This is a genomic window from Uliginosibacterium sp. H1, from assembly GCF_036017065.1.
GTDB lineage: Bacteria > Pseudomonadota > Gammaproteobacteria > Burkholderiales > Rhodocyclaceae > Uliginosibacterium.
On record NZ_JAYXHR010000001.1, the window covers coordinates 1639791 to 1655244 of the forward strand.

11 protein-coding genes are annotated in these 15454 nt (G+C 62.5%); 3 read left to right on the forward strand and 8 right to left on the reverse strand.

Translation table 11 applies throughout. The features are described from left to right. The first annotated feature begins 33 nt into the window (after window positions 1-33). On the forward strand, window positions 34-645 hold the full coding sequence (locus tag VVD47_RS07485) for a DUF47 domain-containing protein (RefSeq protein WP_327602777.1): 612 nt from the start codon (window positions 34-36) through the stop codon (window positions 643-645). Between the two features lie 8 nt (window positions 646-653). Beyond that, on the forward strand, window positions 654-1661 hold the full coding sequence (locus VVD47_RS07490) for an inorganic phosphate transporter (RefSeq protein ID WP_327602778.1): 1008 nt from the start codon (window positions 654-656) through the stop codon (window positions 1659-1661). 161 nt (window positions 1662-1822) lie between these two features. On the opposite strand, the gene VVD47_RS07495 is transcribed toward VVD47_RS07490, so the two are convergent. The 8 genes from VVD47_RS07495 to VVD47_RS07530 all read right to left on the reverse strand — a co-directional run bounded on the left by VVD47_RS07495 (window position 1823) and on the right by VVD47_RS07530 (window position 13903). Beyond that, complete coding sequence (locus VVD47_RS07495; RefSeq protein WP_327602779.1) at window positions 1823-3334, reverse strand: pectate lyase; 1512 nt, start codon at window positions 3332-3334, stop codon at window positions 1823-1825. Window positions 3335-3413: 79 nt separating this feature from the next. After that, the gene (locus VVD47_RS07500; protein ID WP_327602780.1) at window positions 3414-4475 is read right to left on the reverse strand and encodes a pectate lyase; all 1062 of its coding nucleotides are present in this window, start codon (window positions 4473-4475) and stop codon (window positions 3414-3416) included. A 79-nt stretch (window positions 4476-4554) separates the two neighbouring features. Then, window positions 4555-5661, reverse strand: a complete 1107-nt coding sequence (locus VVD47_RS07505; protein WP_327602781.1) for a pectate lyase — start codon at window positions 5659-5661, stop codon at window positions 4555-4557. Between the two features lie 161 nt (window positions 5662-5822). Further along, entirely contained in the window at window positions 5823-7394 is a 1572-nt protein-coding gene (locus VVD47_RS07510) for a pectinesterase family protein (protein WP_327602782.1), read from the reverse strand. 593 nt (window positions 7395-7987) lie between these two features. Beyond that, window positions 7988-9739, reverse strand: coding sequence for an ABC transporter ATP-binding protein (locus VVD47_RS07515; protein WP_327602783.1), 1752 nt, complete (start codon window positions 9737-9739; stop codon window positions 7988-7990). A gap of 24 nt (window positions 9740-9763) precedes the next feature. Continuing rightward, the gene (locus tag VVD47_RS07520) at window positions 9764-10897 is read right to left on the reverse strand and encodes an ABC transporter permease (protein ID WP_327602784.1); all 1134 of its coding nucleotides are present in this window, start codon (window positions 10895-10897) and stop codon (window positions 9764-9766) included. 2 nt (window positions 10898-10899) lie between these two features. Next, window positions 10900-11946 (reverse strand): ABC transporter permease, encoded by a 1047-nt coding sequence (locus tag VVD47_RS07525; protein WP_327602785.1) that lies wholly within the window; start codon window positions 11944-11946, stop codon window positions 10900-10902. A 34-nt stretch (window positions 11947-11980) separates the two neighbouring features. Continuing rightward, the gene (locus VVD47_RS07530) at window positions 11981-13903 is read right to left on the reverse strand and encodes an ABC transporter substrate-binding protein (RefSeq protein WP_327602786.1); all 1923 of its coding nucleotides are present in this window, start codon (window positions 13901-13903) and stop codon (window positions 11981-11983) included. Between the two features lie 498 nt (window positions 13904-14401). On the opposite strand from VVD47_RS07530, the gene VVD47_RS07535 reads away from it, so the two are divergent. Further along, a complete protein-coding gene (locus VVD47_RS07535; protein WP_327602787.1) occupies window positions 14402-15445 on the forward strand; it encodes an HD domain-containing phosphohydrolase in 1044 nt (347 codons plus the stop codon). Window positions 15446-15454: the final 9 nt, after the last annotated feature.

Here is a 15454-nt window from a genome sequence, read left to right on the forward strand (position 1 = left end):
TTTTGACAAGTCACAATCATGTTCGGACGCTTCATGCCCCGCGAGGGCCGCTTCTTCGAGTTGTTTGATGCCCATGCGGAACAGGTCGTGCTCGCCGCGCGCGAGCTGGTCGCCCTGATGACCGAGAGCGAAGATACGGCCGCCCGTATCGCAGCCATCGACGAGATCGAAACCCGTGCGGACAAGATCAACCACGACTGCGTGGCCCTGCTCCATCGCACCTTCATCACGCCCTTCGACCGCGACGCCATCCATGCGCTGATCTCCAGCCTGGACGACATCGTCGACACCATCCAGGACGTGGCCGAATCGATCACGCTGTACAACGTGAACCGCATGACGCCCGACTTCAAGCAGATGGCCGAGTTGTCGCTGTCGGCCTGCGAACGCGTCAAGGCCGCGGTGAAGCTGCTGGGCAACATGGAGAACGCCCGCGACATGCTCAACACCTGCCGCGAGATCGACCGCCTGGAAAGCGACTGCGACCGCGTGATGCGCAGCGCCATCTCGCGCCTGTTCCGGTTCGAACGCGATGCCCTGCAAGTCATCAAGCTGACCGCGATCTATCAGGGGCTGGAGAAGATCACCGATCACTGCGAGGACGTGGGCAAGGTCATCGAAGGCATCGTGCTCGAAAACGCGTGAGCTGAACCATGGATCCCGTTCAGATCAGCTTCACCGTCATTGCGGCGCTGGTGGTGCTCGCGCTCATCTTCGACTTCCTCAATGGCTTCCACGATGCCGCCAACGCCATCGCCACGGTGGTGTCGACCGGCGTACTCAAGCCCACGCAGGCCGTCGCCTGGGCAGCCTTCTTCAACTTCATCGCGATCTTCGTGTTCCACCTCAGCGTGGCGGCGACGGTCGGCAAAGGCATCGTCGATCCGGCGGCGGTGGACCACATCGTGGTGTTCGGGGCGCTCAGCGGCGCCATCGCCTGGAACATCATCACCTGGTATTTCGGCATTCCGTCCAGCTCGTCCCACGCGCTGATCGGCGGCATCGTCGGCGCCACGCTGGCCAAGGCCGGCACCGGCCCGCTAGTGTGGAGCGGCATCGCCAAGACGGTGGCCTTCATCATCATCTCGCCGATGCTGGGCATGCTGCTTGGCGCGGCCATGATGCTGGCCGTGTCGTGGATCTTCTTCCACAAGCAACCGAGCAAGATCGACCGCTGGTTCCGCCGCCTGCAACTGGTGTCGGCAGCCGCGTACAGCCTGGGCCACGGGGGCAACGACGCACAGAAGACCATCGGCATCATCTGGCTGCTGCTGCTCTCCGGCGGCTACCTGGCGCACGGTGACGAACTGCCGTACTGGGTGGTGGTGAGCTGCTACGTCGCCATCGGTCTGGGCACGCTGTTCGGCGGCTGGCGCATCGTGCGCACCATGGGCCAGGGCATCACCAAGCTGAAGCCGGTCGGTGGTTTCTGCGCGGAAACCGGTGGCGCGATCACCTTGTTCCTCGCCTCCGCGCTGGGCATTCCGGTGTCCACCACGCACACCATCACCGGTGCCATCGTGGGTGTCGGCTCCTCACACCGCGTCTCGGCGGTGAACTGGGGCCTGGCCGGCAAGATCGTGTGGGCCTGGGTGCTGACGATTCCGTGCAGCGCGCTGATGGCTGCCATCGCCTGGTGGTTCGGGCACTACGTCCTGTAGCACCTCTACCGGACGCATGAAGAACGGCCCGCAACTGCGGGCCGTTTTCGTTTTGTGCTCCCCCCGTTGCGGCCGGAGTCACGCCTCCGTATCGCCACGACCACCACAAGAAAAAGGCCCGCCATCACTGGCGGGCCTTGCTCATACCGACTGCGTGGTGTTCAGAAGCCGGTGACGTCCGACTGCGTCACGTCGCAGGTCGCCGTGCCCCAGCCCAGGCCCAGCTCGCTGCTCTTGCCGCTGCCCTTCTCGACGCCCTTGTACTCCATGCAGATCTCGGAGCCACCGGCGTTCCAGCCCTTGATGCGCATGTTGCGGATGGTCACCTTGTCACCGTAGTTGCGGTTGGCGCCGGCGATGAGGCCGGCCGAGCCGTTGATGGTGGTGTTGGTGATGACCGCGTTGCGGGGACCGCCGTTGTTGGTGCAGTCGCCACACGAACGCCACAGCTTGCCGATGCGGCCGTAGGTGTTGAAGCCGTCGATGTAGTAGGTGCTGTTCTTCGAGTTGTGCTGGAACACCTTGTCGTCGGCCGCGTTGGCCGAACCCCCGACGATGGTCAGCGACACGCCGTTGTCCTTCAGCGTGGCGGCGTCTTCGCAGACGTCTTCCCACACGGCGTTCTCGATGCGGCAGTTACCCGCCACGCAGTGGATGCCGTCAGCCGCCGCCGCATTGATGCGCACGTTCCTGATCGTCGCGTTGTTCAGCGTGATCACCGGTTGCTGGCTTTCGCTGCCACCGGAACAGGTCGTGCCCAGCGTGATGCCACCGCAATCCACCGTCGCGTTCACCAGCACGTTGCCGGCCTTGCACATCTCTGCGCCCGAGGCCGTGCCGTACACCTGGAACTCGGTGACGTTCGGCTTGCCGGCCTGCACCGCCGGGAAGTACACGCGGATGGCCGTGGTGCTGACCAGCGCGAAGTCATGCGACTTGTTGGCGCGGATGATGGTGCCGGAGGACACGGTCTGCCAGGCGCCATTCACCAGCACCTGGATGTCGTGCGTGCTGGACGGCTCGCCACTTTCGCTCAGCACCACGCGGCCCAGCGAACGGGCGGTCGGGAAGCTGACCTGCAGCCAGGTGCCGGCCACGTTGGTGGCGGAAGCCCAGCGTGTGGAGAAGCTGTTGTCGATGGCCAGCGCCGCCGGCTTCGTGGCGTCGTCACCGCTGGAGCTGGCCGTGCCTTGCGCCGCGATGTTGGTCAGTACGGCGCCGCCGCTGCTGGTGCTGGAGCCGGTGCCACTGGACGAGGAAGAGCTGCTCGACGAACCGACGCCCGAGGAGCTCGAAGAACTCGACGAGCTGGAAGAAGACGAACTGCTGCTCGACGAGGAACTGGAAGAAGAGCTGGAGGAGGACGAGCTCGACGAGCTGGAGCCGCCCGAGCTGCTGGACGAGGAGCTGACCGGGCCGCTAGGCACCGAGCATTCGTTGACGCCGCCACCGATGCGGCCGCCGAAGGTGGCTTCGCTGCACACGAAACTGCCGGCGAGCTGCTTGTAGAAGAACTGGTCGGCACGGCCGAAGGCCACGTTGGTGGTACTGGCCACCGAGCAGGTCTTGCCTTCCGAACACAGGGTGACATAGCCCGCAGGGCGGTTGGCCGCCCAGGCGCTGCTGGCGAGTGCCGCCGCCAGCATGCCGGCGACGAGGTGTTTCGATTGCATGTTTTGTCTCCGTCTTGTTTTGAAAAGGGCCGGCATGCTGTGCATGCCGGCCCCGTACTGCATCAGGTCATCGAAACGATCAGAAGCGGGTCACGTCGGACGGCGAAACATCGCAGTTCGCCGTGTTCCACTCCAGGCCCACTTCGCTGCTGCCGCCGCTGCCCTTCTCCACGCCGATGTGGGTCAGGCAGATTTCGCCATTGCCATCCGGAAAGTTGAAGTTCTTCATGCGCAGGTTGCGGATGGTGGCCTTGTCGCCGTAGTTCTTGTTGATGCCGGCGACCACGCCATTCGAGCCGTTCATTTGCACGTTGTTGATGTTCACGAAACGCGGACCACCGTTGGCCGTGCAGTCGCCACACGAGCGATACAGCTTGCCGATGCGACCGAAGGTCTGGAAGTCCTGGATGTTGATCGTGCTGTTCTTGGAGTTGTGCTGGAACACCTTGTCATTCGCCTCGTTGGCCGAGCCGCCGACGATGGTCAGCGTGACACCGGCATCCTTCAGCGTCGCAGCGTCCTCGCACACGTCTTCCCACACCACGTTCTCGATGCGGCAGTTGCCGGCCACGCAGTGGATGCCATCGGCCGCGTTCTTGTTGATGCGCACGTTGCGGATGGTGCCGTTGTTCAGCGTGAAGACCGGCAGCTGGCTTTCCGAGCCGCCGTTGCAGGTCGTGCCCACCGTGATGCCGCCGCAATCCACCGTGGTGTTGCTGATGACGCTGCCGGCCACGCAGGAGTTGGGCGGCACCGTGCCACCGGACGAGCTGGAGCTGCTCGACGAGCTGCTGGAAGAGCTGGACGACGACGAACTGGAACTGCTCGAAGAACTGGAACTGCTGGAGGAAGATGACGAGGAGCTGGAAGAGCTGCTCGACGATGAGCCGGACGGCACCGAGCATTCATTCACGCCGCCGGAGGTCTTGCCACCGAAGGTCGCTTCGTTGCACACGAAGCTGCCGGTGATGACCTTGTAGAAGAACTTGTCCGCACGGCCGAAGGCCACGTTGGTGGCGTTGGCGACGGAACAGGTCTGGGCTTCCTTGCAGATGGTCACGTAGCCCGAGGGGCGGTTGGCGGCGGACGCAAGGCCGGTTGCTGCCAGCAGCACGCCGGCGATCAGCAGTTTTGCTTTCATGGTTCTGTCTCCTTGATTCTTGTGTGTGTCCCGCACCGCCACAGGCGGCGCGGGGTTCATGCAGTCGATGGACGGACGATCAGAAGGCCGTCACGTCGCTCGGGCTGACATCACAGTAGGCGGTGTTGAAGAACTCGCCGTACTTCTCGGTCGAACCTTCACCCTTCGAGATGCCGCGCCACTCTTCGCAGATGCGCGGCTTGGTGGTCGTCGCCGTCGGACGGGTCAGGCCCTTGATCTTCAGGTTGCGGATCGTGGCCTTGTCGCCGTAGTTGCGGTTCACGCCCACCACCGTGCTGCTGATGGTGCCGTTCACGGTCACGTTGTTGATGTTCACGTAACGCGGGCCGCCATTGTTCGAGCAGTCACCGCAGGAACGGTAGAGCTTGCCGACCTTGCCGAAGAGCGCGAAGTTCTCGATCACGAAGGTGCTGTTCTTGGCGTTGTGCTGGAACACCTTGTCCTGCGCCTCGGTGGCGGAACCGCCGGAGATGGTGAAGGTGACACCGGCATCCTTCAGCGTCGCAGCGTCTTCGCACACGGCTTCCCACACGACGTTCTCGGCACGGCAGTTACCGCTCACGCAGTGGATGCCGTCGGCGGCCGACGCGTTGATGCGCAGGTTCTTCACGGTGCCGCCTGCCAGCGTCAGCACCGGCAACTGGCCTTCGCTACCGCCACCGCAGGTGGTGCCCAGCGTCTTGCCACCGCAATCCACCACGCCCGTGATGGTCGCGCCAGCTTCACAGACGTTCACCAAGCCACCGCCGGACGAACTGCTGGAGGAAGACGAAGAGCTGGAAGAACTGCTGCTCGATGAACTGGAGCTGCTGGACGACGAGCTGGAGCTCGACGACGAAGAGGATGAAGAAGAGGACGAGGACGACGAGGAAGACGAACCCGACGAACTGCTGCTGGACGAGCTGCCGCCGGCAGGCACGGAGCACTCGTTCACGCCGCCCGAGGTCTTGCCACCGAACGTCGCTTCGTTGCAGACGAAGCTGCCGCTCAGCACCTTGTAGAAGAACTTGTCGGCGCGACCGAACGCGACGTTGGTCGAGCTTGCCACGGAGCAGGTCTGGCCTTCCTTGCAGATGGTCACGTAGCCGCTGGGACGGTTGGCCGCAAACGCAGTGCTGGCCAGGGATGCGGCGATGACGCTCGCCACCAGGTACTTCATCTTCATGCTGTGTCTCCTGTTATTGATGTGTGCCATCGCCTGCTGCACGGAGGATGGCGCTCCGTCGATGGGTGACATGCAGGCCCAGACTGAATGTCACCCGTTGCCACAACTTCACGCAGCGGCGGCACCGCGTCCAGCACGGCGCCGTCGCTGCAGTGCTGCACTTACTGCGCTGCGCCCGGACCCGTGTTGCGGTATTCGGCGAGGTACGGATTCTCGGCCGTGCCCACCTGCACCGGGTTGCTGCTGCTCCAGTCGGCCCACGGCGGGTTCTTGATCTCGCCGCCGATGTAGGACTCGCGCACGATCATCTTGCCCAGCGTGCCGCCGTTGCTCGACGACTCCGGCCACTGGCGCGCGAACGACACCGACACCTGGCCCGGATCGACCGTGATGGTGCTGCGCGTCACCAGGAAGCCATACGCATGCTGCGCGTTGGTGCTCGGCGCGCCGATCGTGCTGGTCTGCTTGCGCACTCGCGTGAAGTGGATGCGGCTGTTGTCGAACACCGCGACACCACGACCGAAGATGAAGTCGGTATCACCCTCGATGTAGGCATCGTTGAAGTAGCTACGCGAGATGACGTCCAGCGACGGCGACTTCAGGTACAGCGTGTCCTGATTGGCCAGCACGCGCACCTTGGTGAAGAGGTTGCGATCGCCCTCCACCATCAGCGCGACGGCTTGCGTCTCACCGTTGGCGGACTCGTCCCAGCCGTTGATGAAGCTGAGATTGGTCGCCTCGAAGTTGTTCGCCTTGATGACCGTGGTGGACGAACAGGTCGTGCCGATGCTGCCCGACTTGCTGGCGCAGGCGTCGTACACCGACTTGATGCCGGCCGGCGTGCTGCTGTTGTAGACCGCGCCACCCGGGTTCACCAGCGCGGCGAGCTGCGGGCCGGTCGTCTTGGCGCCAACGCGATGGCCAATGACCACCTGCGAAGGATCGCTGCCACCACCGTACAGCGTGATGGTGCTGCCCAGCGGCACGATGACCAGCTCTTCGTAGTTACCCGGCTGCACCTTGATGTACTGGCGCGTCGTCACGCCGCTCGCCGCCGCCGCGGTCACCGCAGCCTGCACCGTGGTGTGCGTGCCACCGCCGGTCTTGCTGACGGTGTAGTTCGGGTTGGCCGGCATCTGCACCACCGTGCTGCGCGGGTCCCAGTTGTCGGTCACCAGCGAACCCAGCGTGCCGCCCTTTGCCAGGAACTGCGGAACGTCATAACGCGCGGCGACGGTGTCGCTCAGCTGGATGCGCTGTGCGCCACCACCATTCGACGAGCTGGAGGAACTCGAGCTCGACGAACTGGACGAAGAGCTGGACGAGGAAGAACTGGAACTGCTCGACGAGCTGGAAGAGCTCGTCGACGAGGACGACGAACTCGAAGAGCTGGAGGAGCTGGACGACGAGCTCGAAGAAGAGCTTGAAGAAGAGCTCGACGATGACCCGGCGCCCGAGCTGCTAGAGGAGGAGCCGCTGCTACCCGGTGCGGAACACTCGTTGACGCCACCCGCGGTGCGCCCACCGAAGGTCGCCTCGTTGCACACGAAGCTGCCGGTGAGTTGCTTGTAGAGGAACTTGTCAGCGCGGCCGAAGGCCACGTTGGTCAGGGTTGCGACCGAGCACGTCTTGTTCTCGGAACAGATGGTCACATAACCACTGGGCCGGTTGGCCGCACTGGCGCTGCCGATCAGCGCGAGTGCCGCGAGGCCCCACAGATACTTCGCCTGCATGTCTCTTGTCTCCTTTGATTCGGGTTGTGCGACGCGGATGGCCGGGATCGTGTGCCCCAGTGTTTGCTCATCTCCGCGACGGGACTGCTGGCTCCAGTATCAAAAACCAGGCACCTGCAACGCAGGCGCCCTGCTGCTCGATTCCAGCCTGCGGACAGGCCGGGCACGCACACGCCGACTGCCCTCCCGGGGCATGACAGGCGGATGCACGGGACCGACGCCCTGCTCAGACGTCGGTGCGCGTATTCGATGGATATGCGGAAAGAATGGCCGTCGCCGTCAGCCAGCGAGGCGAAGGGATGCTGCGTGTCATGTTTGTCTCCTGCTTTTTGTAGGTATGACTACTTGCTACATGCACTGCTACAGCTTGTTATCGTGGCCGGCGCGCGCGGATTCATGGCGAATCGGGCGATCGGCCCACCTAAATTAGCATTTCCCGACATCAGTGCAAGCTGCATTGCAGTAAGACAAAGCCAGCAATTGCACTGTAAAAAAGCGCCAAAATGTCAGACATGCCGCCGACACATGAACACGGCGGACAAATAAAAAAGCGCGGCCAGAGCCGCGCTTTTTTTGTCGGGTGCTGCAGGGGTTCAGGCGACAGCCTTGCCCGGCGCAGCTTCCGCCACGTAACGGTGGCGATTGACGATGCGCTTGTCGCGCGGGTGAGTCCCCGGAACAGCCGAGATGAGCGCCTTGGTGTAAGGGTGCTCGGGCGTGGAGCAGATCAGCCCTGCTTCGCCGGTCTCGACGATCTGGCCCTTGTACATCACGGCCACGCGGTCGCAGAAGTAACGGATCACGCCGATGTCGTGGCTGATGAGGATGTACGACAGGCCAAGCTTCTCCTGCAGGTCCAGCATCAGGTCGAGCACCTGCGAACGCAGCGTCACGTCCAGCGCCGAAGTCGCTTCGTCAGCGATGATCAGGCGCGGGTTCAGGGCCAGCGAACGGGCGATACCGATACGCTGACGCTGACCGCCCGAGAACGCATGCGGGTAGCGCTCCATGGCGGCGGACGGGATGCCCACGGTTTCCAGCAGCTTGCCGACGCGGTCGCGCAGCTCCTTGCCGGACGCCAGGCCGCTGACCAGCAACGGCTCGCCGACGATCTGACCGATGGTCATGCGCGGGTTCAGCGAAGCGAACGGATCCTGGAACACCATGCGGATCTCGCGGTGAACCTGGCGCAACTCGCTCTTGCCGGCCTTGGCCAGGTCAGAGATGTTGCCGTTGCTCTTCTTGAACAGGATTTCGCCCGAGGTCGGTTCCAGCACGCGGATCAGGCAGTTGCCCATCGTGGTCTTGCCGGAGCCCGACTCACCCACGATCCCCAGGTTCTCGCCCTCGTACAGATCGAGCGAGACGTTGTCCAGCGCCTTGAACGGATCGCTGGCCTTGCCCAGGAAGCTCTTGCGCGACGGGTAGATCTTGGAGACGTTGCGCACTTCCAGCAGTTTCTTGTCGGTGATGGTGGACTTGCGCATCTTGCGCGCGGAAGTCTCCAGCTTGCGCACCGAGTCGATCAGCTCCTTGGTGTAGTCATGCTGCGCCGTGTAGAAGATCTGCTCGGACGGTCCGAACTCCAGCATCTTGCCGTTCTTCATCACGCCGATTTCGTCGGCGATCTCGGCCACCACGCCCATGTCGTGGGTGATGAACAGCACGGACATGCCGTAGGCCAGCTGTAGTTCCTTGATCAGCGCCAGGATTTCAGCCTGGGTGGTCACATCCAGCGCGGTGGTCGGCTCGTCGGCGATCAGGATCTTCGGGTTGCAGGCCAGCGCCATGGCGATCATGGCGCGCTGACGCATACCGCCCGAGTACTCGAACGTGTACTTGTCGATGGCCACCGCCGGGTTGGGGATTTCCACGCGGCGCAGCAGCTCGATGGAGCGTGCGCGCGCTTCTTCCTTGTCCACGTTCTGGTGCAGCAGGATGGCTTCGGAGATCTGGCTGCCGATCGTGTGGATCGGCGACAGCGAGGTCATCGGCTCCTGGAAGATCATCGCGATCTCGTGGCCGCGGATGTTGCGGATCTGCTTGCTGCGCGGGTGCAACTGGGCGAGGTCCAGTGCCTTGCCGCTCTTCATTTGCTCATCGCCCCAGTAGAGGATCTCACCACCGTAGATCTTGCCGGGGTAGTCCACGATCTGGAGGATCGAGCGAGCGGTCACGGACTTGCCGGAACCGGATTCGCCCACGATACAGAGCGTCTTGCCACGTTGCAGCTTGAAGCTGATGTCGTCGACCGCGCGGACCGCCTTGTCGTCATCGCCGAAGTGCGTCTTCAGGTTGCGGACGTCAAGAATGACGTCATGGGCACCCCGGGGGTTGGTATTCACGTTATCTGCCATGTCAGCACCACATCAATGCGAGTAGGGGTCGGCGGCGTCGCGCAGGCCGTCACCCATGAAGTTCAGGGACAGCACCGCAAGCACCACGCAAGCGCCGGGAATGAAGAGCCACGGAGCCGAAGCGATCGAACGGATGTTCTGCGCTTCCTTCAGCAGCACGCCCCAGCTGATGGACGGCGGTTGCAGACCCAGGCCGAGGAAGGACAGCGAGGTCTCGGACAGGATCATGAAGGGCACCGCGAGCGTCACCGCAGCGATAATGTGGCTGGCCAGCGAGGGCAGCATGTGACGGAAGATCACGCGGCGTTCGCTGCAGCCATCCAGCTTGGCGGCGATCACGAACACTTCACCACGCATGGCCAGGAAGCGACCGCGCACCACGCGGGCCAGTTCGGTCCAGCCGATCAGCGAGATCACCACCGTGATACCGAGGTACTGCAGGTGTGGCGGCCAGTTCTTCGGCAGCGCGGCAGCCAGGGCCAGCCAGATGGGGATCGTCGGCAGCGAAATGATGTATTCCACCACCCGCATCACGACCCAGTCGATCTTGCCGCCGTAGTAGCCGGACAGACCGCCGAGGGTGATACCCAGCAACACGCTGATGCACACGCCGACCAGACCCAGCGACATCGTGAAGCGACCACCGTAGATGGTGCGCGACAACACGTCACGACCCATGCGGTCAGCACCGAAGATGAAGAAGCGCTCGTTGGGATCCTTGGGGCCGAGCAGGTGCACGTCGGTCTCGATCAGGCCCAGCAATTTGTACTTGTGACCACGTGCGAAGAGGGCCAGGTCCGTCTTGCGACCGTCGTCTTCGACGAAGATCGGCTTCAGCGTATGCGGATCACGTTCCAGGCGATAGCCGGTGACGTGGAAGCGGAAGCCATCCTTGTCGAAGAAGTGGATGGATTGCGGCGGATGGTAGGTCAGGCGCGAGTTGGCTTCTTCCGGGTCGAACGGTGCGAAGAACTCGGCAAACAGCGCGATCAGGTAGAACAGCGCCACCACCACCATGCCCGCCACCGCCAGCTTGTGCTTGCGGAAGCGGTGCCACATCAGGGTCCATTGCGAGGCGTACTCGATTCCGCCGCGCAGGTTGGCCATATTGACCGGAGCAGCGGTCGTCGTAGGAGTTTGACTCATTGTTATTGCACCCGGATACGCGGATCAAGAACCACAAGAAGGATGTCGGAGAGCAGCGTGCCGATGACGGTCATCAGGCACAGCAGCAACAGGAACGCACCCGAGAGGTAGATGTCCTGCGACAACAGGGATTGCATCAGCATCGGACCGGCGATCGGCATGTTCAGCACGATCGACACGATCACGGCACCCGACACCAGACGCGGCACGGTCCAGCCCAGCGTACTGACGAAGGGGTTCAGCGCGATGCGCACCGGGTACTTCAGCAGCAGCTTGGTTTCGGTCAGGCCCTTGGCACGTGCGGTCACCACGTACGGCATGTGCAACTGGTCGATCAGGTTGGCACGCATGATGCGGATCAGCGAGGCCGAGGCTTCGGTACCCAGGATGATCACCGGGATCCACATGTGGGCCATCAGGTCCTTGACACGACCCCAGGACCACGGCGCGTTCGCGTACTCGGGCGAGAACAGGCCGGTCACGTCGGCATTGAAGAGCTTGACGCTCATGTACATCAGGATCAGCGCGATCAGGAAGCCCGGCACGGCGAGGCTCACGAAAGCGATGAAGGTGAAGGAGTAGTCCAGCAGGGAGTAGCGGCGCACGGCGGAATAGATACCGACCGGCAGCGCGATACACCAGGACAGGATAAGGGTCGAAACAGTGACGACGAGGGTGAGACCCATGCGTTCGCCCAACAGGGTGGCCACCGGCGCATTCCACTCGAAGGAGTAGCCGAAGTTGCCCTGCACCACGCCACCGATCCAGGCGAAGTACTGGACGATCAGCGGTTGGTCGAGACCGAAGCGACGTCGCATCTCTTCCATCATCGCGGGGGTCACTTCCTCACCGGCTGCAGCAGCCTGGGCCGCCCAACTGGTCACGAAGTCGCCCGGCGGCAACTGGATGAGCACGAACACGGTGAGCGATACCAGGAACATGAACGGTATCGCCGAAAGTAAGCGCTTGAAGATGTAGTTAAGCACGGGACAGCTCTCGTCGTAAGAAAACCTGGGGAGCAAGGTTCTCCCGGGAGTGCCCTGAGGCACTCCAGAGAGACTCTTCTTCTAATGTTGGATCAGCTTAGCGGTACGACCATTGCTGCAGCAGGGCCGGGCCCGGAGTCGGGTAGGTCCAGCCGGACGGCATCTTGTCGTAGACGTTGATCAGCTTGTTGTTCACCACGCCGGTCTCGTACGCGGGGCGCACGGTACCGATCACTTCGAAGGCTTCGGCGGCTTCAGCCAGAATTTCCTTGAAGGTCGTGTCAGCCTGAGCCTGGCTGCTGGCCTTCTGCCACTTCTCGAACAGATCGAAGCGCTTCTTCATGCTGGCGCTCGGCTCTTCGCCTTGCTTGCCGTCGGTCGCCCACCAGCGCTGCCACAGCAGGCTCTGACGAGACTCTTGCGGGTGTTGCGACAGGTAAGCACGCGGGTTGAACGGAGCGTCCATGCCGCCAGGAGCGTTGTCGACCGAGATGTCGTACTCGTTACGCGCAGCACGATCGTAGAACAGCGTGCGCTCGGAGCTCTGGATCACCATGTCGATACCGGCCTTGGCCCATTGACGACGGATCAGTTCCAGACCTTCGATGTGGTGCGAGTTGGCGATCGAAGCGATGACGTTGATCGAGACACGGCCGCCAGTCGGATACAGACGGAAGCCGTCGTTATCCTTCTTGTTCAGGCCCAAGGCGTCCAGCATCTCGTTCGCCTTCTTCAGGTCGTACTGGATGTACTGGGTGCCGAGCTTCTCGTTGTACCACTTGGATTGCTTCAGCGGACCGACTTGCCACGGAGCGCCTTGGCCCAGGAAGACGATGTCGTTGATTTCCTTGCGGTCGGTCGCCAGCGACAGGGCGATCCGGAAGTCTTTCTTGCGGATCTGCTCACGCAGCTTGGCGTTCGGCGAAGTCTGGTTCACATACATGGCCAGCGAGCTGGCGTTGATGTTCGGCAGACTCACCAGGCGATAGCCACCCTTCGCAGCATTCTCGGCCAGCACCGGACGGTTCTGGATGTTCGAGATGTGACGCAGTTGCCAGTCGAGCGAACCGTTGATCGAGTTCAGCACGATGGTTTCGACTTCGGAGATCACCGACAGCTGGACGGTGTCGATGTAAGGCAGTTGCTTGCCTTCCTTGTCGACCTGCCAGAAGTACGGGTTGCGCTTCAGGACCACGCGGGTGGAGGAACCACTGTACGGCTCGGCAACGATCCACGGATCCAGCGTCGGACGGTTCGGCATGCTGAAACGAGTGGCGCCAGCCGGCGGCTCGATGTCGGCACACTCGCGACGGAACAGATCGGACCAGCCCTTCAGCTTGGCATCTGCCACGTCCTTGGCGACGTTCTGGTTGTACTTCGGGTGGAACTTCTGGCAGTAGTTCTTGGACCACAGGGTCGGGTGCTGCAGCACCGGGGTGGCCAGTTGCTCGATGAAGCCGACATAGGGGCCATCGAACTTGAACTTGACGGTTTCGTTGTCGACCTTGGTGACCGCAACATACTTGTTGTTGATCACGTAGGCGGGCGGCGGGCTGGACAGGAATTCCTTGTTGCCGACCACATCGTTCATGCTGAACACGACGTCATCAGCGGTGAACGGGGTGCCATCCGACCACTTCATGCCCTTGCGCAGCTTGAAGGTGTACTCGCTACCGTCCGGGGACAGGGTCCAGCTTTCAGCGACGTTGGGCTCAACCTTGTTGAAGTCCATGGACCAGCGCACCAGGCCTTGGTTGCCGACAACGCGCAGGATTGCATTCTGGTCACCGTTACCACGCAGCGCATTGCGCAGCGTGCCGCCATACTTGCCGCTACGCTCCAGCGGGGTAATGACTTGGGGCTTTTCAGGCAGGCGCTGCGCAACGGGCGGCAGCTTTTTCTCTTTCACCAGAGCAGCCAGCTCGGGCGCTTCGGAGTAGGTCTGGGCCATGGCGGGCATTGCCACCACGCCGGCAGACGCTACCGCCAGAGCGAACTTCAGAGAGGTCTTGTTCCTCATTGTGTCCTCCTAGTTTCAAGAAATGTGCGGGAATCCAACGGACTAACCGCCGCCACCCGACTTTGTCATCATACAAGTCGCTTATGTCGTCATACAAGCAACTTGTTACATGGCGGGCCGCAAGCTTGCCACAACTGCACCCCAGTTACATCACGTCCCTGAGCATTCGTTTCAGATTAAGCGCAGGCCGCGGATTGTTACCTGTCAATAATCAAAAACCCTAGCCTTAGTTACCCGCGGTTTGTGAAATTTCCCCGCTTGTCATGTCCCCGACCCCGGCGCAGCATTCCGTCAGCACCGAATCTTGTGCAACGCACAAAATCAAGCACTTAGCCCTGCCACTAGGGGTTCACCCTGAGCGTAGCGGTTCTGTTAGGAAAGATAAATTTGCACTGCAATGTAAACAACACAGACCTGCTCAAGGCGCGTTGGCACCCGGCCGATATGCCTGACAGAATCCGGGAATACGCTGCGCAGCGGCCCGCGTCAGGGGACTTCATGCAAATCGCCATCGTCGAGGACACGCCGGTCAACCTGGTGGTCATGCAAAGCCTGGTGGTCCGGCTGGCGACCGCCGAGCAGCCCATCGACTGCCAGGTATTTTCGGAACCGGAGGCCGGCCTGGCGTGGTGTCAGGCCAACCGTCCGGACCTGATCATCGTCGACTACATGATGCCGGGCATGGACGGCATCGATTTCATCCGCCATTGCCGCCAGACCGAGCACCTCAGGGAACTGCCGATCCTGATGGTGACCGCGGCAGCCGAGCGGGAGGTGCGCTATGGCGCGCTGGACGCCGGCGCCACCGATTTCCTCACCAAACCGATCGACCGCAACGAGTTCCTGCCTCGCGTCCGCAACATGATGCGGCTGCGCGCGCACATGACGGCAATGGGCGCACGGGCAGACGTCCTGGCCCGGGAAGTCCGCAAGGCCACCGAGGAAATCCAGCGGCGGGAACGCGAAACCGTCGTCCGGCTGGCGCGCGCCGCGGAGTTCCGCGACCCGGAAACCGGTGCCCACATCAACCGGATGGCGCAGTACTCGCTGCTGATCGCGCGCCACCTCGGCCTCGATGAAGACGACCTCGACTCCCTGTTGACCGCCGCACCGATGCACGATGTAGGAAAACTGGGCACGCCAGACCACATCCTGCTGAAGCCGGGCCGCCTCACCGAGGACGAACTCAAGATCATGCGACTCCACCCGCTGATCGGCTACGAAATTCTCAAGGATTCGGCCTCGCCGATGCTGCAGATGGCCGCCCAGATCGCGCTGTCGCATCACGAAAAATTCGACGGCTCCGGCTACCCTCACGGATTGCATGGCAACGACATCCCCCTGGTGGGACGCATCGTTGCCGTGGCGGACGTGTTCGATGCCCTGACCTCCGCCCGCCCCTACAAACCGGCCTGGGACATCGAGCGGGCGCGCAACTACCTCATCGACAATTCCGGCTCGCATTTCGACCCGGCCTGCATCGACGCCCTGCTCTCCCAGTGGAGCGAAGTGCTGGGCGTCCGCCAGCACTACCAGGACTAGGCGCCCGTT

Bases quoted from the DNA above. Each gene is read 5' to 3' on its own strand.
- VVD47_RS07490 (WP_327602778.1), top strand. From the start codon at position 654: ATGGATCCCGTTCAGATCAGCTTCACCGTCATTGCGGCGCTGGTGGTG.
- VVD47_RS07505 (WP_327602781.1), bottom strand. From the start codon at position 5,661: ATGAAGATGAAGTACCTGGTGGCGAGCGTCATCGCCGCATCCCTGGCC.
- VVD47_RS07500 (WP_327602780.1), bottom strand. From the start codon at position 4,475: ATGAAAGCAAAACTGCTGATCGCCGGCGTGCTGCTGGCAGCAACCGGC.
- VVD47_RS07510 (WP_327602782.1), bottom strand. From the start codon at position 7,394: ATGCAGGCGAAGTATCTGTGGGGCCTCGCGGCACTCGCGCTGATCGGC.
- VVD47_RS07530 (WP_327602786.1), bottom strand. From the start codon at position 13,903: ATGAGGAACAAGACCTCTCTGAAGTTCGCTCTGGCGGTAGCGTCTGCC.
- VVD47_RS07495 (WP_327602779.1), bottom strand. From the start codon at position 3,334: ATGCAATCGAAACACCTCGTCGCCGGCATGCTGGCGGCGGCACTCGCC.
- VVD47_RS07485 (WP_327602777.1), top strand. From the start codon at position 34: ATGCCCCGCGAGGGCCGCTTCTTCGAGTTGTTTGATGCCCATGCGGAA.
- VVD47_RS07520 (WP_327602784.1), bottom strand. From the start codon at position 10,897: ATGAGTCAAACTCCTACGACGACCGCTGCTCCGGTCAATATGGCCAAC.
- VVD47_RS07535 (WP_327602787.1), top strand. From the start codon at position 14,402: ATGCAAATCGCCATCGTCGAGGACACGCCGGTCAACCTGGTGGTCATG.